Genomic DNA, 18,817 nt, shown 5'->3' with positions numbered 1-18,817 from the left:
CCTCCAGGAGAGCGTGTCTTGCGGGCAGGAGAGCGTGTCTTGCGGGTCTCGGCGCCCGGCGCGCCGCGGAGCCTATCGCAGGATGCCGAGGGCGGCCTCGATCTGCTGGCGGGAGACGACGCCGTGGTCGTCGACGGAGTAATCGTCTGCCTCGAGCCGGAAGGTGCGCGTGGCCGTGACGTCGGCGCGGCCGCTGAAGCGGTACGGGATGACGGGCGAGGAGAACGACTCGCGGACCAGCTGGAAGCCGAGATCGACGGGGAGGCTGACGGGGACGCGGACCTGGGTCGTGCGGTCGGAGGGGAGCCAGACCCCGTCGCCGCTGGCGCGGAAGTCGACCGGCATCGTGTAGCGGCCGGCGAGCACGACCTGACCGCGGACCGCGCGCACGGCGACGTCGTACGAGTTCGGGTTGTGGACGTTGACGACCACGGTCATCAGGACGCCGAGGCTCGGCGGGAAGGCGATGCGGATGCCGGTGATCTCGGCGTGATCGAGCTGCATCGTCGGCTTGCTGACGCAGGCGGGACCGGCGATCGCCGCCAGCGCTGCGAGCGCGAGCGCGGGCAGGCGGCGCAGGGGGTTCATTTTCCGGGGGCTCGGCACGGGCGAGAGCTTAGCCGCGCAGGGGCGCGCCGTCACCTCGCAGCGTGGCGGCGCGCGAGGCGCCGGCGAGGGGGTCAGGACGAACGCCCGGCGGGAGCGGCGGTGAGGGCGTCGTGCACCTCCTCGCGCGTCCCGGTGCCGGCAAGGACGAGCCATGTCCGCAGCGTCGGCAGGTCGCGCATGGCTTCGACGGCGGAGCGCAGCGACGGCGGCATGGGGCCGAAGCGAGCTTCGTACAGCTCGATGGCTCCCTGCGCGATCCCCTGCGCGATCCCCTGTGTGCGTCCCTGCTCGATGAACTGATCGACGAGCTCCTGGGTGGTCATCACGAACTCCTCTTCCTCCGGCGTCGCCGGCCCGCGCTTGGCGACCTCCGCGCGGAAGCGTAGCAGAGGACCGAGCGCGATGGCCCGCTCCGGCGCATCCTCCGGCAACTGGCGGAAATCGTCGATCGCCTCTCGCAGCACACGCCCACCGCCCATCAGCCGGATCAGGACGGTCGAGCGCACGCGGGGCAGCTCGGCGAGCACGACGACGGCGGTCCGCAGCAGGCGCGGGCCTTCGTACACTCCCGCGGGCCAGCCGGTCATCGTCTCCGAGCGCAGGCCGTCGAGCACGGCCGTGGGGCGGCCGGTCGACAATATCCACAGGAACGGGGGCTCTGCCGCGCGATCGCGGGCTCCGCAGCTTCGCCATACGGCGAGGTGCTTCTCCACGCACGCGCGCGCCTCATCGGCGCTCGGCGTGTCGCTGTAGGCCTCGATGGTGCACGCCGTCGCCGCGAGGCGGCCGAGGAGCCCAAGCCGCTCTCGTCCCGATGCGCGCGCCGGATCGGGCTCGTACCACACGTCCGCACGCTGCGGATCTCCGGCGACCTCCGCGTCGGTCACCACCTTGCCTGTCGGCGTGAGCCCCTCTTGAGCGATGTCCTTTGCCAGCCGATCGAATCGGTTTCGCATGACGGGCGCACGCTGACATGCCGCGCGGACGAGACCAACAAAAAGGCACGCTCCGCGGGCACGACGGCGCCGCGATGAGCGCTTACCTGCTGTCAGCGCGATGCGTTTGGAATTCGACGCATCCTCTGCAGCCGATGGCCTGAGCGTGCCGCAGGCAGACGTCTGGCCACGCACCGCCAGACGTCTAACCACGCACCGCCAGCCCGCCACCGTCGACGCCAATCACGGTTCAGCGCGCCCGAAACGGATCCTGCGGAATCCATCGCGGGTGATCTGCTCCACGATGACCTCGTCGCCCGACGCGATCCATTGTACGACGCCCCCGTCGTCCGAGAGCGCGACCGCGCCGGTCGCACCGCCGTCGTCCCACCGCTCATACGGGACGCCGGCCGGCATCTCGGGCGCCGGCGCGCCGCTGCGCTCCTCGCCCTGCGCCCCGCCGACGCGCACGCTCAGGCCGAGATCGGGGAATCGCTCGCGCACCGCCGCGACGAGCGCACGCACGCTCTCGGTGTCGCTCGCCACCGCGGTGCACGGCGCCACGCTCATCTCTGCGAACGAAGGAGGAGACCAGATCGCGAGATCGCCCTTCTGGAACACCGCCTGACAGGCGTCGCTGAGCTCGTCCACGCGCTCGGCGCCCATCGCCGCGGCAAGCTCAGCCGCGACATCGACCGTCATATCCACGGCGACGCGCCCGGGCCAGCTGAAGGCGGCCACCGGATACTCCTGCCCGATCGCGAACCGCTCGAAGAGGTGCCGCGCGTCCTCGGCCAGGACGAACGACTCCACCACCCCGTCGTCGATCACGACCCGACCGCGCGCGTCCATCCAGTACGTTCCCTGCGGGAAATCGCCCATCGCCGCCCGCCCCCCCCGCGGGCGCACGCCGCGCTCGATCTCCAGCCCGATCCCGAACCACAGCGCCTCTCCCTCCGCCGACGGGACACAGACGCCGCCGAAGACCTCCTCGAACCGCAGCAGGGCCTCCACCTCCGTCAGCCCCCGGCGCGCGAGGTGCTCGCGGAGGACCTCCGGCGCCATGACGCGACCGGGATCGCGCACGGCGCCGCGCTGCCGGAGCCACCCCACCGCTCGGGACGAGACCGTGAAGACCCGCCCCGTCACGATGTCCACGGGATCGCCGGCGGCCGTGCCTCCGTTTCCGCCGTGGCGGGAGTTCGTGCAGGCGGCGGCGCCGGTGCCCTGCCCGCAGGCGCCCCCGCCCTTCCCTCCTCCGTCGGCGTTCTGGCCGCCGCTGTTGCCCCGGCGCCCTGCCGGTCGCCGTTTCCATTGCCCCCGCTCCCGCCCTTTCCTCCGGCGCCGCCGCCCCCGCCGAGCACGAAGACGCCCGGGTTCATTCCGGGAATGGCAGGGATGTTCGGGACCGGAGCTGTTCGAGCCATGGCGACGATCTTTCCCGGGCGCGATGCGCGGATCAAGGGGAGCATGCAGGGGTAGACCTCCCGAGTCGCTCGTCGGCAGACGCGTCGAGAGGGCACTCCCCGCGAGCGCGGACATGTCGAATCGGCAAGCAGAGCCGCGCGCCAGCGACTCCTCGACATGGGCCCCTCCGCCATGGCATGAGGGCTCCATGCCCGAGCGAGCGCTCTCGATCCCCATCGCAGGCGGCAACGCGGTCTCGGGCGTGCTCCACGCGCCCTCTGCGCGCGCGAAGCGCTCCGGCGTGGCCGTGGTGCTGGGCCACGGGGCCGGCGGCGACATGCACGCGCCGCTCCTGGTCGACGTCGCCAGGGGGCTCAACGACCGCGGGCACACCGTGCTGCGCTTCAACTTCCCGTACAAGGAGCTCGGCCGCAAGGCGCCCGACAGGCCGGAGAAGCTCGAGAGCGCCTACGAGGCGGCCATCGCGCGGCTACGGAAGGAGAAGCCGGATCGGCTGGTGATCGGCGGCAAATCCATGGGCGGGCGGATCGCCTCGCTCCTCGCGGCGCGGGCCGTCCCCTGCGACGGGCTCGTGTTCCTCGGCTACCCGCTGCACCCCGCGGGCAAGCGCGCCCCGCTCCGCGATGAGCACCTCTCGGCCATCAAGGCGCCGATGCTCTTCCTCCAGGGCACGCGCGATCCTCTGTGCCAGCTCGATCTCCTCCGGCCGGTGCTGAAGCGCCTCGGCAGGCGCGCGAGCCTGCATGTGGTGGAGGGCGGCGACCACTCGCTCGAGCTCCTGAAATCTGCGGGCCGGACGGGGGACAGCGTGCTCGCCGAGATCCTCGCCGCCGTCGACGCCTGGCTCGTGAAGCAGGCCTCTGGCAAGAAGCCATGACCACGGATGGAGGATGTGAGCCGATGATCCCGCAAGCACTGTTCTTCCTGACCCTCGGGTCGACGCTCGGGTGTGGGCTGATCGCGGGGGCGTTCTTCGCGTTCTCGAGCTTCGTGATGCCTGCGCTGGCCAGGCTCCCGCCGGCGGAGGGGATCGCGGCGATGCAGTCGATCAACGTGGTCGTGCTGAATCGATCGTTCCTGGGCGTGTTCGTGGGAACGGCGGGGGCGTGCCTGGTCCTGATCGTCGTCTCGGTGCTCAGCTGGTCGGAGGCGGGCTCGAAGCTCCGCATCGCCGCGAGCGCGCTGTACCTCATCGGCACATTCCTTTGCACGATGACGCGCAACGTCCCGCTCAACGATGCGCTGGAGCGGGTCTCGCCGGAGACCGCGATGGCCGCGGAGACGTGGTCTCGCTACGTCCCCGCGTGGACGACGTGGAACACCGTGCGGACGCTGGCGGCCCTCGCGTCCGCCGCCCTGTTCACGCTCGCCCTCGTCCAGCGCGCGCGCGCCGAGTGACCGCGATTCAGACACGGAGGGAGGCCGATGCGGTGGAATTGCCAAAACTTCTGACCGTGGCATATTGGACGCCCCTTCGCCACCATGCCCGGTCCATCATGTTCACCCCCGACGAGTACCCGATTGCCCCCGGAGACGTGCTCCTCGGCAAGTACCGCGTGGAGAACGTCCTCGGACGGGGCGCGATGGGGCTCGTCGTCGCTGCGCGCCACCTCGCGCTCGACGATCGCGTCGCGATCAAGGTGCTCCTGCCGAGGTACGTGCAGGACGCAGAGGTCCTCCAGCGCTTTCTGAGAGAAGGGCGCGCCGCCGTGCGCATTCGCAGCCCGCACGTCGTGCGCGTCACCGACGTCGGCACGCTGGAGAACGGCGCGCCCTACATGGTGATGGACCACCTCGAGGGGAAGGACCTCGCCGCCGTGCTCGCGGAGAGCGGATATCTCCAGGTGCCCCTGGCCATCGAGCTCGTGCTCCAGGCGTGCGAGGCGCTCGCGGAGGCGCACGCGCAAGGCATCGTCCACCGGGACGTGAAGCCGAGCAATCTGTTCCTCACGCGGAACGCGGATGGCTCGCCGTGCGTCAAGGTGCTCGACTTCGGGATCTCGAAGATGACGCACGCAGAGGACCACGCGCTGACGCGGGTCGGGGGCGTGCTCGGCTCGCCTCTTTACATGTCCCCCGAGCAGCTCCGCTCGGCCAGCGACGTTGACGGCCGCGCGGACATCTATTCGCTGGGCGTCGTGCTCTTCCAGCTGCTCACGGGGCGAACACCGTTCGTCGCGCAGGAGCTCGCGCAGCTGGTCTACCTGGTCACGCAGGGCGAGCCTCAGAGTCTGCGGGCGCTGCGCCCGGACATCCCGGAGCCCCTGGAGCGGGTGATCCTCACGGCGATCGCGCGGGATCGCGATCGCCGTTACCCGACCATCGCGGACCTCGCGCTCGCGCTTGCGCCCTTCGCCCCGCCGCACCTGCGAGCGACCGCCGAGCGCGTCTTCGGCGCGCTGCGCGGCGCGCTCCCGGTCGCGGCCCCGCGGGGCGGCGCTCCTCTCGCGGCCTCGACGGCCGGGGCGGCGATCTCCGCGGCGACCCTGCCCCTCGACGGGGGAGCGCTCACCATCGCACCGCTCGGCACGACGACCGGGAAGCAGGCATCGCGCGAGAGGCGCACCTTGCCCATCGCGCTCGGGCTCGGCGTTGCGATCGTGAGCTGCGGCCTGTTCCTCTGGCGCCTGTCACCCCGAGCACCGGCCCCCGTCGAGCGTGAGACCGCGCCGGCAGCGGGCCCTCGGGGCGCAGCAGCGGAGCCCCGCGCCACGCCGCCGAGCGCCGCGCCGCCCGCGGCGATCGCGCCTTCCGCGAGCGACGCGCCGCCCCCGGCGATCGCGCCTTCCGCGAGCGACGCGCTGCCGCCGAGCGCCGCGCCCGGCGCGTCGGCCGAGGGGCCGCGACCGGACGCGCGCGCCACGGCCACCGCGGCGCCGAAGGCCGCGAAGCCGGGCGGCGCGGCTCCCCCGAGGCGCAGCGCGCCGCCCGTGAAGCGCCCTGCCAGCGCCGACCCCTTCAATCGCGATGTCTTCTGAACCCCTCGCAGAGACGATGACGCCCCAGCAGACGACGAAAAGCCGAGCGAGGCGCGGGCGCAGGTGGGTCGCGTGCCTCTGCGCGATCGGCGCCGGCCTGACGGCTGCGCTCGCGGGAGGCGGCGCGGCGAGGGCCGAGGACAAGGCGGGCGCCGTGGCGCTGTTCAGGGAGGCGGGAGAGCTCATCGATGCTGGCCAGCCGGCGCGCGCCTGCCCCAGATACGAAGAGAGCCTTCGCCTCTATGACAGCATCAACACCCGCTACTTCCTCGCCGATTGCTACGAGCGCATCGGCAAGATGGCCTCCGCGTGGGCGCATTTCCTCGAGGTCGCTGCCCGGGTGCGCGCGAGCGGCGACCGGGAGAAGGAGGCGAGGGCGCGCGAGCGCGCGGCGGCCGTCCAGCCGAAGGTCTCCCGCCTCACGGTGGTCGTCGAGGACGCGAGCACGCCGGGCCTCGAGGTGAAGCGCGGCGGCACGCCGGTCGGCCCCGGCCAGTGGGGCGTGCCCATGCCGGTCGACGCGGGGACCCATGTCATCGAGGCGAGCGCGCCGGGCAAGCGAACGTGGACGGCGCGGGTCGAGGTCGGGCCGGGCGGCGCGACGTCGACCCTCGTCGTGCGCCCGCTGGAGGACGGCCCCGCTTCGGATGACGCGGGCGGCGCGGGCACGGGGCGCCGCACGCTCGCGCTCGTCACGGGAGGCGCGGGGATCGTGACCGCCGGCGTCGCGACGGCGCTCGGCTTCGCGGCCAGGTCGAGGTTCGACGAGTCGAGCGCGTTCTGCAACGGCGACCGCTGCGATCGGCGCGGCATGGACATCCGCGACAGCGCCGTGGCGCGCGCGAACGTCGCGACGGTGGTCTTCGGCGTCGGCCTCGCGGCCATCGCCGGCGGCGGCGTGCTCTGGCTCACCGCGAAGAGCCCGACGACGGGCGCGTCGGTCAGGCTGACGCCCACGGTGGGCGGCGCGCTCGTGCGAGGCAGCTTCTGATGCGTCTCCAGGTGCTCATCGTCGGTCTCTGCGCGTCGATGGTCGCGGCCGGATGCGGTCTCGTCCTCGGCATCTCGTCCGGCGAGTACGACCCCGATCCGTTCGATCTCAATGGGGGTGCCGGGGGCGCCGCGGGTGCCGCCGGTGCCGGGGGCGCCGGCGCATCGGACGCCGGGGCCGAGCCGCCTCCCTGCACGGCGCTCCTGGATGACCTGGAGGACGGCGACAGCGCGATCCTCCGGTGTGAGGGCCGCGTCGGCAGCTGGTACACGTACAACGATGGCACCCGGAGCGGCACGCAAACGCCGCTACCCGGTCGCCCGTTCGTGCCCGTATCGCCCGGGCACGACCCGAGCGACTACGCCGCCCACGTCGCCGGAAGCGGCTTCATCTCGAGGGGGGCCGGGATGGGGTTTGACCTGAACCTCGCCCCAGGGGGCGCGAAGCTGAGCTACGACGCTTCCGCCTACGCGGGCCTGACCTTCTGGGCCAAGGCGGCGGCGCCGACCCACATTTACGTGAACCTCCCCGACCGCAACACCGATCGCGAAGGCGGCGTGTGCGAGGGATCGGGCTGCGGCGACCACTTCGGCGAGGGGCTCGACCTCACGACGGAGTGGGCGCAGTACACGGTCATGTTCTCCGCTCTCAGCCCGGACGGCTGGGGCGTGCCGGCGCCCTCCGCGCTCGACGCCGCGCACGTCTACTCGGTGGAGTTCCACACGGCGAAGTCGACCGTGTTCGATCTGCTCGTCGACGACATCGCCTTCGTCCCGTGACCGCCGGCGGCGCGCGGCGGTGACGACCGCTCGCGGCGCTCGCTCAGGGAGGCGGCGAGTCGACGCGCATGAACGAGAGGGTGCGGAACGTGCGCTTGCTGAGCTTCCAGCCCGAGGGCGTCCGGACCGCCTCGTTCTCGTACGTGCCGTACGCGATGTGGGCGCTGCTGACCGGGTCGTAGACGTGCGTCGCGATCAGGTAGGAGGTGATCTTCGCCCGGTGGCCGCCGGGGAGGATATCGATACGAACGTTGCTGATCAGGTGCTGCGTGCCCACATAACCGGAGTCAGCGAACAGGACGTCGATGAGATCGGCCCAGGCCGCGGCGCTGGGCACCGAGATCACCGGCGGATCGCCCGGCGCGGCGCCGGCTTCCCAGATCAAGACGGGGGCGTCCGGCGTGAAGCACTTCGCGTAGATCTGCTTGCCCGTCGCCAGATCACCGCGGCCGATCGCGTCGGTCCCGGCCGCATAGCAGTACTCGAGCTGCTCGATCTCCTGCAGCGCCTTGAGCTCTGGCAGGCCGTTCGGGGACGTGCCCTCCGCGGGCGTCGCGACCGACACGATGACAGCGCCCGCCAGCGCGAGCGTGGAGGCCACCGGCAGGACACGACGCAGAAAGCTGCTGAAACGATCGCCGTTCGTGCTCATAGATCTCACCTCTTTCGCTGGGCGCGCGCACGTCGCCAAGGATCAACAATATTATATAAATGTCTTAACAAATCGAGTCAAGCACAGTTCTTCACGAATGCTCGTGACTCGGGCGCCAGGGCTTCTTGCCACATGTTCCTGTCGCACACTCGACGTTGGCGCCCTGCTGGTTCAGGCGCACGTGCGGATTCATCGCCTGTGCGGCGCTCGCCGGCGACGTCGACGCACGCTGGCAGACCGCGCGCCTGCGCGGCCGCGCGGTCGCGCGTCCAGCGCGGGGACGCTGGCGGGAGAGCTCGCGCCGGGCGGCCGGCGAGGGTGAGCCGCGCTACCTGGCCTCGCGGCCCATCCTTCGAATGCAGTGCTCGAGACCCTGCCGCAGCGTCGAGCGCGTCTCGATCGACGAGAGATCCACGCCGAGCCCGACGAGCGTCTGGGCGATCGCCGGGTGGATCCCTGTGATGATCCCCTCGGCGCCGAGGAGCCTGATGGCCGAGGAGAGCTTCAAGAGGTGGTTCACCGTCTCGGTGTCCATCACCTCGATCCCGGTGAGATCGAGGATGGCATAGTGCGCCTGCGTCCGGACGACCTCGCGGAGGACGCCCTCCATCACGTCGGCGGCGCGCGTGGTGTCGAACATGCCCACGAGGGGCAGCGTGAGCACGCGGTCCCACACCTGGAGGATCGGCGTCGACAGCGCGCGGATGACCTGCTGCTGCCGCTCGATGAGCTGGAGCTTCCCGCGGAGCTCCTGCTCGGTGCGCTTCGAGGCCGTGATGTCGAGGGTGACCCCCACGACGTGGGTGACGTCACCGCGCTCGTTCTGGATGGGCAGATACCAGGACTCCCAGTGGACGCCGTCGATCTCGACGACGAAGTAGGACATCGTGCCCTCGAGCGCCTTGCGCACCATCGCCGTGCCCTCTTCCGGGTAGAGCTCGAAGAGGTTGAGGCCGACGAACTGCCCCGGCTTGAACCCGGCGGCCGCGAGCCCCTTCCCCTCGTGGAGGACGAAGACCCCTCGCTCGTCGATCGCCCACAGGCAGATGGGGAGGTGGTCGTTGATCGCGTCGAGGAGCTTGAGCTTAATCTCGTGCTTGATCCGCTCCTCGGCGTCGCGGAGCGTTCCATACACCTCTTCCTTCTCGGGCACCCATCGCGCGGTGCACTGGAAGTACCTGAATGAGCCGTCCGCCGTCTTCAGCCTCACATCGACGGCCATGGGCTCTGCCGCGGCGCGGAGGCCCTCCCACGCCTCGTCGAACGAGCGCCTGTCGTCCTGGTGGACCAGGGGGGCGAGCCCCGCTCGCGAGGACGCATCGAGGAGCTCGGCGCTCATCGCGCTCGTGAGCGCGCGGCTGCTATGGAGGAGCGCGCCGCTCTCGCTGGCGATGAAGACCAACTCCGTACAATGCAGGAAAAAGTCGTCAAGCGTGCTGGTCGTGCTGTCGGGCTGGCCCATGTCGAGTTTGACACGCTACATGGATCAAGCCGCCAGTGTCGAGGACCAGAGCCCCGGCCTCTCGCCTCTGGGGAGCTCCCGCCCGCTTGCCCGCCGCGCTGCGGCCACGCGCAGCAGCGAGCACGCCCGTCTCGCTCCCAGGCGCGCGTCGTCGACCGCCGCTTCCAGTGTGTTGCCGTACACGTGGCAGGACCCTTTCGCCTGTAATGGGGATTCCCGGCGTCGCCGACCTCAACCTCGAGTACGGGCGCGGTCACACGGCGCGGGGTGAGTACGAGCTTCGCGTGACGTCGCGCTGAAGCGCCGCCGGTCCCGGAGCCGCTGACATCGACCGAGCGGACAGCGTGCACCAGGGTGCGACAATGGCGCACTCTATCTCTCTGTCACCGGCTCATGCCCGCAGGTTGTGGAGCGAAGACAGGCACACGACAACTGTGCAGCTTCGCCGATGTCGGAGGCCGCCCATCCGCGATCCGTGGCAGAGCACTGACGAAGACACGAGGCGTGGCAAGGGCATCGAGTGAGGCGTTTCTGCTCCACGCAGCGCCCCCTGAGGCGATTTTGCTCCATGCAATGCTCGCCGACCAACCCGCGTCGGAAGAAAACAAGCGCTGGAGCGCCATAACACCACCGCCGGACGCCGTCGGAGCGAAACAAGGTGCTGAGAGTGCATCGCGGACGGCTTCGTGTAATCGAGCAACCGAAAACCCGTTGCGCGCAGGGTCGAGCATGGTAGGAGAAGCAGGCTTCATCGTCGTAGCCGCGCGATCACCGTCGATTGTCAAATTCCGTCGCGAGCCAGGTCGGACGAGGCCCTACGAGATCGATTCCAGGACGTCGCTTTGGCCTCGTCTGGAGATGACCGTTCGGCGAGCACAGCGGACTGCCAACATGGATGGGACGATCATGAAGAGACATGTGCGATCACGGTACTGGATAACCGGAGTGGCCACGGTGGCGCTCTTCCCTGCCGGCTGCATCGACGGATCCAGCGACGGCGTGGAGGCGCTCAGCACCGACGAGGTGCCGCTCGTGACGGGCGCCCCGTTGATCGGCGCCGCGTCCGGGCGCTGCCTGGACGTGAAGGGAAGGAGCACCACGCCCGGAGCCGTTTTGCAGATCTACACCTGCAATGGACAGGACAACCAGGGATTCAACTTTACATCCGCCGGTGAGCTCCAGGTCTACGGTGGCACCCGTTGCGTCGAGGCGCAGAACGGTCGGACCAGCCCGGGGACCAAGGCGGTGATCGGCAATTGCAACGGCCAGGCCCGCCAGCAATGGACGATGAGCTCGGCCGGCGCCATCGTCCACCAGCAGTCCGGGTTGTGCCTGGACGTCGAGGGCCGGCGGACGACCAACGGCACCGCCGTGCAGCTGTGGACCTGCAACGGCCAGACGAATCAGCAATGGTCGTCGCCCGCAGGAGCGGACACCCAGGCGCCGACGCCCCCTTCGGGCGTGAGCGCCAGCAACGTGACGTGCAGCTCGGCGACGCTGTCATGGGCGGCGTCGACGGACAACGTCGGTGTCGCTTCCTACGACATCTACCACGACGGCCAGCAGATGACGTCGGTGAGCGGCTCCACGCTGTCGACGAGCCTCACCGTGATGCCGGGCGTGAGCTGGGGGGTCTACGTCAACGCGCGCGACGCCGCGGGGAACGTCTCCCAGGCGAGCGAGACGCTGCGGCTCGCCACGCCGCACTGCGAGGCCGACAATCAACCGCCGACCGCTCCGACGAACCTGACCGGCAGCGCCTCTGGAACCAGCGTGACGCTCCAGTGGGCTGCGTCGACCGACAACGTCGCGGTCACGGCCTACGACGTCCACCGCAACGGCGCCAAGGTCGGCACGGTCCCCGGCACGGCCTCGAGCCCCCCTGCGAGGTCCTTTGTCGACAGCGGGCTCTCGGCGGCGACGGCCTACACGTACCACGTGGTCGCGCGCGACGCGCAGAGCAACGCGTCGCCTGCGAGCGGCTCGATCTCGGTGACCACGGGGTCGGCCTGCAGCACGGCGGTCTGCGAGGTCGTCCAGGTCGCCACGGACAACGACCTCCCCTGGGGCCTTGTCTCGCTGCCGGACGGCACGGTCCTCTACAGCCGGAGGGACGCGGACGACATCGTCCACCTCGACCCGAGCACCGGTGTGAAGACCTCGATCGGCACGGTGCCGAACGTCGCGGGCACGGACGGCGAAGGGGGCCTGATGGGGCTGGCCATCGCGCCGACGTTCGAGAGCGACCGCTGGCTGTACATCATGCACACCTCGTCCACGGACAACCGGATCGTGCGGATCAAGGTCATCGGCAACCGGCTCGACACGTCGACCGAGCAGGTGCTGGTCTCGGGCATCCTCCGCAACAAGTACCATAACGGCGGCCGGCTGCGGTGGGGGCCGGACGGCAAGCTCTACGCTTCGACGGGTGACGCGCAGAACGCGAACCTCGCGCAGGACACCAGCAGCCTCAGCGGCAAGATCCTGCGGATCGAGCCCGACGGCAGGGTCCCGTCGGACAACCCGTTCGGGAACTACGTGTGGAGCTATGGCCACCGGAATCCGCAGGGGCTTGCGTTCGATTCCCAGGGTCGGCTCTGGGAGCAGGAGTTCGGCAACACCGTGATGGATGAGACCAACCTCATCCAGAGAGGCGGGAACTACGGCTGGCCGAACTGCGAGGGCACGACCTCGCAAGGCGGCAGCGGCTGCGGCACGTCGGGCTACATCGCGCCCAAGCTCACGTACAGGACCGCGGAGGGGTCGTGCAGCGGGATCGCGATCGTGAACGACGTCTTCTACGCCGCATGCCAGCGGGGGACACGGATGTACCGCGCGGTCATCAGCGGGAGCAGCCTCACCGGCGTGCAGCAGCTGTTCGTGGGCACCTACGGTCGCCTCCGCACCGTCGAGCCCACCCTCGACGGCGACCTCTGGCTGACCACGACCAACACCGGGGGCACGGACAGCGTACCCAACAACAGCAACGAGCAGATCTTCCGCGTCATCCTGGGCGACTGAGGGCGGCGTCCACCGGACAGGCGTTTGCTCGACCGAAAGCGGCGTGCGGTCGTCCGCGCGCGATCGAGCAAACGCTCTGTCTGGGCGAGATCCCGCGGGCTGTCGAGCGAAGGCGGCCGCCTCGATGCGTGGAGTTGCCGTCGATCTGGATCAGAACGGCGCGTCCCCGTCCTCCGGGACGATGATCGACTTCAGCGCCCCGTCCTGGCATTCCGCCTGCAGGCGGAAGCCCTTCTCGGCGTTTGACAGGTCAAAGCGGTGGGTGACGATGGAATCGACGTCCACCGCCCCCTCGGCGACAAGGCGGATGGCCCGCGGGTACACATGCCCCATGCGCCGGGAGAACTTGATCTTCAGCCCCTTGCGACGGCACAGCGCCGCCGGCAGCGAATAGCGATCCCCGTCGGGGATGCCCGCCAGCAGGATCCGCCCGCCGATGCGCGCGGACTCGGCCGCGTGGTGGAAGCCGTCGGGCGAGTTCGTCGCCTCGAGCACGAGATCGACGCCCCGGCCGCCCGTCCACTCCGCGACGGCCTCGAACGTGGGCGCCGCGTCGTGCGCGCCCAGCCGGCGCGCGGCCTCCGCCCGGTAGGCGACGGGGTCGACGGCGAAGACGCGGTCGGCGCCCGAGAGGCGCGCGAGCTGGACAAGGCACAGGCCGATCGGCCCGCAGCCCAGCACCACCACCGTCTCCTGCAGGCGGGGCCGCGCCAGGTCCATGGCGTGGACCGCGACGCCCAGCGGCTCCAGCATCACGGCCCGGCGCACCGAGAAGCCGCGCGGGACGGGCACGACCTGGTCGGGATGCACCACCACCCGTTCCGCCATGCCGCCATGCAGCGGCGGCGCGCCCAGGAACTCCACGAAGGGGCAGAGGTTCACGTGACCTCGCTGGCACCACTCGCAGCGCCCACAGGCGTGCGCGGGGTCGACGGCGACGAGCTGCCCCCTGGACAGGCCCAGCTCCGGGGTGTCCTGGAGGACCCAGCCGGCGAGCTCGTGCCCCGGCACGAACGCGTGGTGGATCCTCGCCGGGCCGATCCCGCCCTCCAGGTAGTAGTGCAGGTCGCTGCCGCAGATCCCGCAGCCCGCGACCTGGATTGTCACCATGCCCTCGCGCGGCTGCGGCGGTTCTACCTCGCCGAGCCGGACGTCGCGGATGCCGTGAATGAACGTTGCGCGCACCGATTCACTCTCCCTTTCGCAAGCCCGCCGGTACCCCGGCCGCGCCGAGGCGGACAATTGTGCCGGCGCGGCTCCGCATGTAATCTGCCTCGGTGATCGATTGTCAACACACGTTCCGGGTTGCTGATGGCCTGAGCGCGGGAGAGCGCTGATGACGGCGGTGCGCCTGGCCGGGATCGACGAGCGCCGCGGCGATCCGGCTGCGGGCGGCGGGGATTGAGGGGCCGATTCGCCATGCCAGCCGACCTCGTCCTCGGAATCGACCTGAGCACCACCGCCGCCAAGGCGGCCGTCTTCGACGCCGGGGGGCGCTTGCAGGCCGCCGGCCGGGCGCCGCTCTCGCTGGAGCGTCCGGCGCCCGACCGGTTCGAGCAGGATCCCCGGGCGTGGTGGGGCGCCCTGTGCGCGGCGCTCGCCGAGGTCACCGCCGCGGTGGACCCGGGCCGCATCGCGGGGCTCGCCATCGCGCACCAGCGCGAGACCTTCGCCTGCCTCGGTCCTGACGGCGAGCCGCTCCGCCCCGCCATGCTGTGGCTGGACGGGCGCGCGCGGGGGCACCTCGGCTCCCTGGTCCGCCGCATCGGGGAAGGCCGGCTGAGGGCGCTGTCCGGGAAGGCCGCGGATTTCGGCCCGGCGCTGCCCAAGATCGCCTGGCTGGCCGAGGAGGAGCCGGAGATCCACCGCCGCACCGCCCTCTTCTGCGACGTGCAGGCCTATCTCGTGCAGGCCTTGACCGGGCGCGCCCGCACCAGCTGGGCGAGCGCCGACCCGCTCGCGCTCTTCGACATCGGCGCGCACCGCTGGTCGGACGAGCTCTGCGGCGCCGTCGGCATCACGGCCGACCGGCTGCCCGAGGTGTTCCCCCCCGGCGCGCTGCTCGGCGCGGTGTCGGCGGCCGCCGCGGCGGCCACCGGGCTGCGCGCGGGCACGCCGGTGCTGGCCGGCGGCGGCGATGGCCAGGTGGCCGGGCTCGGCGTCGATGCCCTGGATCCGCGGCGCGCCTACCTGAACCTCGGCACGGCCGTGGTCTTCGGCGTCTTCTGCCCGGAGCCGCGGCAGGACCCGGCGTGGCGCACCATGACCTGCGCCTCCGGCCGCGGCTACGTGCTGGAGAGCAGCCTGCGCAGCGGGGCCCTGCTCTCGGACTGGTTCCTGCGCCGCCTCCTGGGCGTCGATCCGCGCGATGAGGCCGCGATGGGCGCGATCGAGGCGGAGGCGGCGTCGCTGCCGCCCGGCAGCGACGGCCTGCTGCTCTTGCCCTACTGGGAAGGCGCGATGAACCCCCACTGGGACCCCGACGCCCGCGGCGCGATCCTGGGCCTGACGGAGGCGCACGGGCGCGGGCACGTCTACCGCGCGCTGATCGAGGGCGTGGCGCTGGAGCAGGCGCTGGTGCTCGATCGGATGCGAGGCGCGGCGGGGATCGAGGTCGCCGAGTTCGCCGCGGTCGGGGGCGTGGCCGCCAGCGACCTCTGGTGCGCCGTCATGGCCGACGCGACGGGCGTCGTCGTCGAGCGGTCCGACACGGTCGAGGCGGCCTGCCTGGGCGCCGCCATGTGCGCGGCCGCGGGCGCCGGCCTGGCCGGGAGCATCGAGGCGGCCGCGAAGGCGATGCGCGGGGCCGCCACAGCGACCTTCCAGCCCGAGCCCGAGCGCCGGCGGCGCTACGCGGCGCTGCTGGAGATCTACAGGGACATGTATCCCCAGCTCTCCGGGCTGATGCGCCGCCTGTCGGGTTTCACCAGGGAGTAGGCGCGGCCCCTCCCGCTCTGCGCAGCCCCCGGCGTCTTTGTTGTTCGCCCGTCGACGGACGAGTGACAGGATCAGCTGGCGGGAACCCAGGTTCCGTGAAAGCCGGCGGTGTCGCAGCCCATTTCCTGCTCACGCGTGACGAGCGTGGCCTGCACGAGCATCTTCCGATCTGACGGCTTCAAGAGACGCGGCGAATTCGCGATCGAGGCCCACCTCGTCAAGGGGGAACCTCTTCAGGAACGCGCGGTGCGCGCCGCCGAAGCGGGGCCGATCCGAGCGCAGCCGCGCGAACTCCTCCCGGGACACGACGACCGCCACGGGGCGACCCCGGCGCCTGAACCTCGAGAGCCCGAGACGCGTCCAGGCCCGGGGAGCAGGCACCGGACGATCGTGGAGCACCTCCGCTTCCATGGGCACGGCTCCCCCAAGCTGGTGAAGGTCATGGCGCAGCTCGTCAGTGGCGACTGACGGCCTCGCTCTGCTGGACCACGGTAGCGCCGAGGCCGCCGCGGGAGAGCATGCGGACGCTGCACTCGCCGTGGTGGACGTCGAGCGCCGTCAATCCAGAGCTGCTCCTCGTACACGAGCCGTGCGAGCATGGATTCGAAGAAGCGGGCGATGTCGCGCGGCGAGCGCAGGCGCCTTGTGCGGCGCGAGCGCGCGGCGTCGACGCGCCGGCCGAGCTCGAGGGCGGCGGGCAGCCGCTGCGCGTCGTGGAGCGCGAGCTCGGTCCGCTGCGCGAGCGCGTAGGGCATCAGGCGCCCGAGCTCCAGCAGGCGGCGCATGCCGAGCACGCGCGAGGCCGCGCCGGTGCCGAGCACCAGGTCGACGAGCGTGGCCTCCGGGGCGGTCGGTACGTCGACGAGCGTGGCGGCGGGGGGGCCGGTCACTCGCCGCAGCAGGCGCGTGGCCGGATGTGCTGCGGGTCGCCGCTTGCTCATGCAGGGGCCTGCGCGCTACCCTGTCCCTCGTGGAGCCCATCATCCCGACGAGCGATCAGGCCGATCCCTCACGTCCCGACGAGGACGACCGCGTGCGCCTGCTTCGTGCCGCTGCACAGGGGCTGGCCGACGACGCCGCGGGCCGGGTGATGGACACGAAGGCGCTCATGGACTCGCTGGAGCGCGCGGTTGGGCCGATCGTGTGGCCGTAGTCTGGACGGAACGATCACGCGACGATCTGGTTGACATCTTTCGCTTCATTGCGCGCGATGATCGGAAGGCTGCTGAGCGCTGGACCGCGCGCCTCGTTGAGCAGGCGGAGCTCGCCGCGATGACGCCGTTCGGGGGGCGCGTTGTGCCGGAGCTCGGGCGCGACGACGTCCGCGAGGTCTTCCTGAGGTCCTATCGAATCATCTACCGCGTCGCCGGTTGACGACATCCGGATCTTGACGGTGTTCGAGGGACACCGGCGCCTGCGGCTGGATGAGATCGAGAAGGAATAGTCGTCACCTACCTGTGCCGAACGAGGTGGCGGCCATATCCAGGGCGGCGCGCAGCACGTCGGTCTGCTGGACGACGGTAGCGCACGACGCCGACCACCACGGCCTCTCGCACCGGAACGGGTCGTTCGCGGTGGGCGGGACATGCAAGAACGGCGTTCTCGACATGATCGCGGAGATCGACGCCTGGTACTGATGCTTCGTGATCTCCTCGGCGGTCGGCACGGCGCGAGTATAGGCATGCCGCGCTCTGTATCCCGTGGAAAGATGGACTCCAGCGTTGCGCCCGTCGTGACGGAGCGCGAGATGAGGCCCGCGACCGCCGAGACCGCGATCAGCGGTGGCGCGAGGGCACGGCGGCGAGGTAGGCGAGCAGCTCGCCCTCGTTGTCGCTGATCAGGCGATCGATGCCGTCCTCGCGGCTATGGCGCCGGACCTGCAGCGCACCGGCGGGCGTCCCCACGAGGACGGCCACGCACCCGAAGCCGCGCACGGCCGCGGTCCGCAGCTGCAGCGTTGCGTCTTCGAACCTGGGATCGTTTCGCCCCGGGGCCGCCCGGATGTCCAGGAGCAGCGACATCGCGCTCCGGTCGACCGGCGCGAGCGTCGCGGTGATCTCCAGACACTCCTGCTCGATCTGCTCGATGGAATCGAATGGCTCGGCGGTCCGCGTGACCCTCACGATCTTCGCGATGCGATCGACGGCCACGATGAAATGAGCGTTGCGCAGGACCTCGGGCATGAGCCTTGCGACATGCTAGCGTGAATCCCCTTCCGAGCCGAGCGGCGGCGCGCGATCGGGAGCCCGCGCCGCGCGGGTACGCGGCATCACACGCGGCCGACCCGCGCGAGGTGGAGGCGCGCTGGAGCCCCGAGGGGCGCCGCAGCTCCACCGGGGTCGGGCCGCCCGCCCCCGCGCTGCACGGCCGCGCGCACGCTCGCCGAGCTATCGAGGCTTTGCGGCGACGATGAACGCGATGATCGGCTTGGCCCCGACGTCGGGCTGCAAAAGGTCGATGAAGCCGGTCCGACGCAGCTCGTTCTCGAGCGCTGCCTTGGGCAAGATCTTCACCGGCGGGGCCTTCCCGAACCAGCGCATCACCTGCAGGATCGGACCGTAGGGAACCCACGACTCGCCCAGGCAGACCGTGGACGAGATGAAGAACCCCCCGGGCTTGAGCAGTCGATAGATGCGGCCCAATGCGGCGGGGAGGTCATCGACCAGATGCAGCAGGCTGTACGCGCAGATGCCGTCGAGACTCTCGGCTTCGAAGGCCGTGAAGCTGTCGTCGAAGGGACCGGTGTGGAAGGTGACGTTGTCGATCTGCTGGGCACGGGCCTTGCCGTTGGCGATTCGTATCATCTCGCTGGACAGGTCCAGCCCGTGGATGTGGGCGGCAGACGGGGCCAGGCGCAATGCCAACGACCCCGTTCCGCAGCCGATGTCGAGGACCACGTCGCGTGAGGTCATCCGGGAGGTGGTGACGGCGATCTTGCGCTCGAACGAGTCAGGGTCCGCGAGAGGCTGGCGCGAGTACTTCTCGGCGAGGTTGTTCCAGAAGGCGGGGTCGGCGGTCATATTGG

The 18,817-nt window shown here is 70.8% G+C and carries 18 protein-coding genes; 9 read left to right on the top strand and 9 right to left on the bottom strand.

The genetic code is table 11. The annotated features are described in order from the left end of the window. Window positions 1-72: 72 nt before the first annotated feature. From WMF36_RS14125 to WMF36_RS14115, 3 genes are all read right to left on the bottom strand, one after another. Window positions 73-606, bottom strand: coding sequence for an LEA type 2 family protein (locus tag WMF36_RS14125; RefSeq protein WP_437580114.1), 534 nt, complete (start codon window positions 604-606; stop codon window positions 73-75). 74 nt (window positions 607-680) lie between these two features. Continuing rightward, window positions 681-1,787 carry a hypothetical protein gene (locus WMF36_RS14120; RefSeq protein ID WP_437580113.1) on the bottom strand — a complete coding sequence of 369 codons (1,107 nt, stop codon included), beginning with the start codon at window positions 1,785-1,787 and terminating at the stop codon, window positions 681-683. Next, window positions 1,788-2,702, bottom strand: a complete 915-nt coding sequence (locus WMF36_RS14115; RefSeq protein WP_437580112.1) for a hypothetical protein — start codon at window positions 2,700-2,702, stop codon at window positions 1,788-1,790. A 457-nt stretch (window positions 2,703-3,159) separates the two neighbouring features. Between WMF36_RS14115 and WMF36_RS14110 the strand changes: the two genes are divergently transcribed. From WMF36_RS14110 to WMF36_RS14090, 5 genes are all read left to right on the top strand, one after another. After that, window positions 3,160-3,849 carry an alpha/beta hydrolase family protein gene (locus WMF36_RS14110; RefSeq protein WP_437580111.1) on the top strand — a complete coding sequence of 230 codons (690 nt, stop codon included), beginning with the start codon at window positions 3,160-3,162 and terminating at the stop codon, window positions 3,847-3,849. A 23-nt stretch (window positions 3,850-3,872) separates the two neighbouring features. Further along, entirely contained in the window at window positions 3,873-4,370 is a 498-nt protein-coding gene (locus WMF36_RS14105) for an anthrone oxygenase family protein (RefSeq protein WP_437580110.1), read from the top strand. A gap of 98 nt (window positions 4,371-4,468) precedes the next feature. Beyond that, on the top strand, window positions 4,469-5,950 hold the full coding sequence (locus tag WMF36_RS14100) for a serine/threonine-protein kinase (protein WP_437580109.1): 1,482 nt from the start codon (window positions 4,469-4,471) through the stop codon (window positions 5,948-5,950). Window positions 5,951-5,966: 16 nt separating this feature from the next. Further along, window positions 5,967-6,941, top strand: coding sequence for a hypothetical protein (locus WMF36_RS14095; RefSeq protein ID WP_437580108.1), 975 nt, complete (start codon window positions 5,967-5,969; stop codon window positions 6,939-6,941). Continuing rightward, window positions 6,941-7,720, top strand: coding sequence for a hypothetical protein (locus tag WMF36_RS14090; protein ID WP_437580107.1), 780 nt, complete (start codon window positions 6,941-6,943; stop codon window positions 7,718-7,720). Before WMF36_RS14095 ends, WMF36_RS14090 begins: the two co-directional genes overlap by 1 nt. A gap of 43 nt (window positions 7,721-7,763) precedes the next feature. Here WMF36_RS14090 and WMF36_RS14085 read toward each other — a convergent pair whose 3' ends face one another. Further along, window positions 7,764-8,372: a nuclear transport factor 2 family protein gene (locus WMF36_RS14085; protein WP_437580106.1), complete on the bottom strand. Its 609-nt coding sequence runs from the start codon at window positions 8,370-8,372 to the stop codon at window positions 7,764-7,766. A 328-nt stretch (window positions 8,373-8,700) separates the two neighbouring features. Beyond that, the gene (locus tag WMF36_RS14080) at window positions 8,701-9,834 is read right to left on the bottom strand and encodes an STAS domain-containing protein (protein ID WP_437580105.1); all 1,134 of its coding nucleotides are present in this window, start codon (window positions 9,832-9,834) and stop codon (window positions 8,701-8,703) included. Window positions 9,835-10,740: 906 nt separating this feature from the next. On the opposite strand from WMF36_RS14080, the gene WMF36_RS14075 reads away from it, so the two are divergent. Beyond that, window positions 10,741-12,855 carry a PQQ-dependent sugar dehydrogenase gene (locus tag WMF36_RS14075; protein ID WP_437580104.1) on the top strand — a complete coding sequence of 705 codons (2,115 nt, stop codon included), beginning with the start codon at window positions 10,741-10,743 and terminating at the stop codon, window positions 12,853-12,855. Between the two features lie 150 nt (window positions 12,856-13,005). Here the strand turns inward: WMF36_RS14075 and WMF36_RS14070 are convergent, their stop codons facing one another. Beyond that, complete coding sequence (locus WMF36_RS14070) at window positions 13,006-14,040, bottom strand: zinc-dependent alcohol dehydrogenase (RefSeq protein WP_437580103.1); 1,035 nt, start codon at window positions 14,038-14,040, stop codon at window positions 13,006-13,008. 234 nt (window positions 14,041-14,274) lie between these two features. Here WMF36_RS14070 and WMF36_RS14065 point away from each other — a divergent pair, with 234 nt between their 5' ends. From WMF36_RS14065 to WMF36_RS14055, 3 genes are all read left to right on the top strand, one after another. Beyond that, entirely contained in the window at window positions 14,275-15,792 is a 1,518-nt protein-coding gene (locus tag WMF36_RS14065) for a xylulokinase (protein WP_437580102.1), read from the top strand. A gap of 970 nt (window positions 15,793-16,762) precedes the next feature. Then, window positions 16,763-16,945, top strand: coding sequence for a hypothetical protein (locus WMF36_RS14060; RefSeq protein WP_437580101.1), 183 nt, complete (start codon window positions 16,763-16,765; stop codon window positions 16,943-16,945). Further along, window positions 16,936-17,166, top strand: a complete 231-nt coding sequence (locus WMF36_RS14055) for a type II toxin-antitoxin system RelE/ParE family toxin (RefSeq protein WP_437580100.1) — start codon at window positions 16,936-16,938, stop codon at window positions 17,164-17,166. Before WMF36_RS14060 ends, WMF36_RS14055 begins: the two co-directional genes overlap by 10 nt. Before the next feature lie 73 nt (window positions 17,167-17,239). Here WMF36_RS14055 and WMF36_RS14050 read toward each other — a convergent pair whose 3' ends face one another. The 3 genes from WMF36_RS14050 to WMF36_RS14040 all read right to left on the bottom strand — a co-directional run bounded on the left by WMF36_RS14050 (window position 17,240) and on the right by WMF36_RS14040 (window position 18,812). Beyond that, on the bottom strand, window positions 17,240-17,458 hold the full coding sequence (locus tag WMF36_RS14050; protein ID WP_437580099.1) for a hypothetical protein: 219 nt from the start codon (window positions 17,456-17,458) through the stop codon (window positions 17,240-17,242). 109 nt (window positions 17,459-17,567) lie between these two features. Continuing rightward, the gene (locus WMF36_RS14045) at window positions 17,568-17,975 is read right to left on the bottom strand and encodes a hypothetical protein (RefSeq protein ID WP_437580098.1); all 408 of its coding nucleotides are present in this window, start codon (window positions 17,973-17,975) and stop codon (window positions 17,568-17,570) included. 204 nt (window positions 17,976-18,179) lie between these two features. Further along, window positions 18,180-18,812: a class I SAM-dependent methyltransferase gene (locus WMF36_RS14040; protein ID WP_437580097.1), complete on the bottom strand. Its 633-nt coding sequence runs from the start codon at window positions 18,810-18,812 to the stop codon at window positions 18,180-18,182. Window positions 18,813-18,817: the final 5 nt, after the last annotated feature.

The sequence above is a fragment of the Sorangium sp. So ce887 genome (assembly GCF_051521455.1).
Lineage (GTDB): Bacteria > Myxococcota_A > Polyangia > Polyangiales > Polyangiaceae > Sorangium.
The sequence above is the reverse complement of the archived record's forward strand: the minus strand, read 5'-3'. Positions and strand labels throughout refer to the sequence as shown.

Excerpts from the sequence above, each read along its gene's own strand:
- WMF36_RS14090 (WP_437580107.1), top strand. The coding sequence starts at position 6,941 with ATGCGTCTCCAGGTGCTCATCGTCGGTCTCTGCGCGTCGATGGTCGCG.
- WMF36_RS14080 (WP_437580105.1), bottom strand. The coding sequence starts at position 9,834 with ATGGGCCAGCCCGACAGCACGACCAGCACGCTTGACGACTTTTTCCTG.
- WMF36_RS14040 (WP_437580097.1), bottom strand. The coding sequence starts at position 18,812 with ATGACCGCCGACCCCGCCTTCTGGAACAACCTCGCCGAGAAGTACTCG.
- WMF36_RS14065 (WP_437580102.1), top strand. The coding sequence starts at position 14,275 with ATGCCAGCCGACCTCGTCCTCGGAATCGACCTGAGCACCACCGCCGCC.
- WMF36_RS14085 (WP_437580106.1), bottom strand. The coding sequence starts at position 8,372 with ATGAGCACGAACGGCGATCGTTTCAGCAGCTTTCTGCGTCGTGTCCTG.
- WMF36_RS14075 (WP_437580104.1), top strand. The coding sequence starts at position 10,741 with ATGAAGAGACATGTGCGATCACGGTACTGGATAACCGGAGTGGCCACG.
- WMF36_RS14095 (WP_437580108.1), top strand. The coding sequence starts at position 5,967 with ATGACGCCCCAGCAGACGACGAAAAGCCGAGCGAGGCGCGGGCGCAGG.
- WMF36_RS14110 (WP_437580111.1), top strand. The coding sequence starts at position 3,160 with ATGCCCGAGCGAGCGCTCTCGATCCCCATCGCAGGCGGCAACGCGGTC.
- WMF36_RS14100 (WP_437580109.1), top strand. The coding sequence starts at position 4,469 with ATGTTCACCCCCGACGAGTACCCGATTGCCCCCGGAGACGTGCTCCTC.
- WMF36_RS14045 (WP_437580098.1), bottom strand. The coding sequence starts at position 17,975 with ATGCCCGAGGTCCTGCGCAACGCTCATTTCATCGTGGCCGTCGATCGC.
- WMF36_RS14105 (WP_437580110.1), top strand. The coding sequence starts at position 3,873 with ATGATCCCGCAAGCACTGTTCTTCCTGACCCTCGGGTCGACGCTCGGG.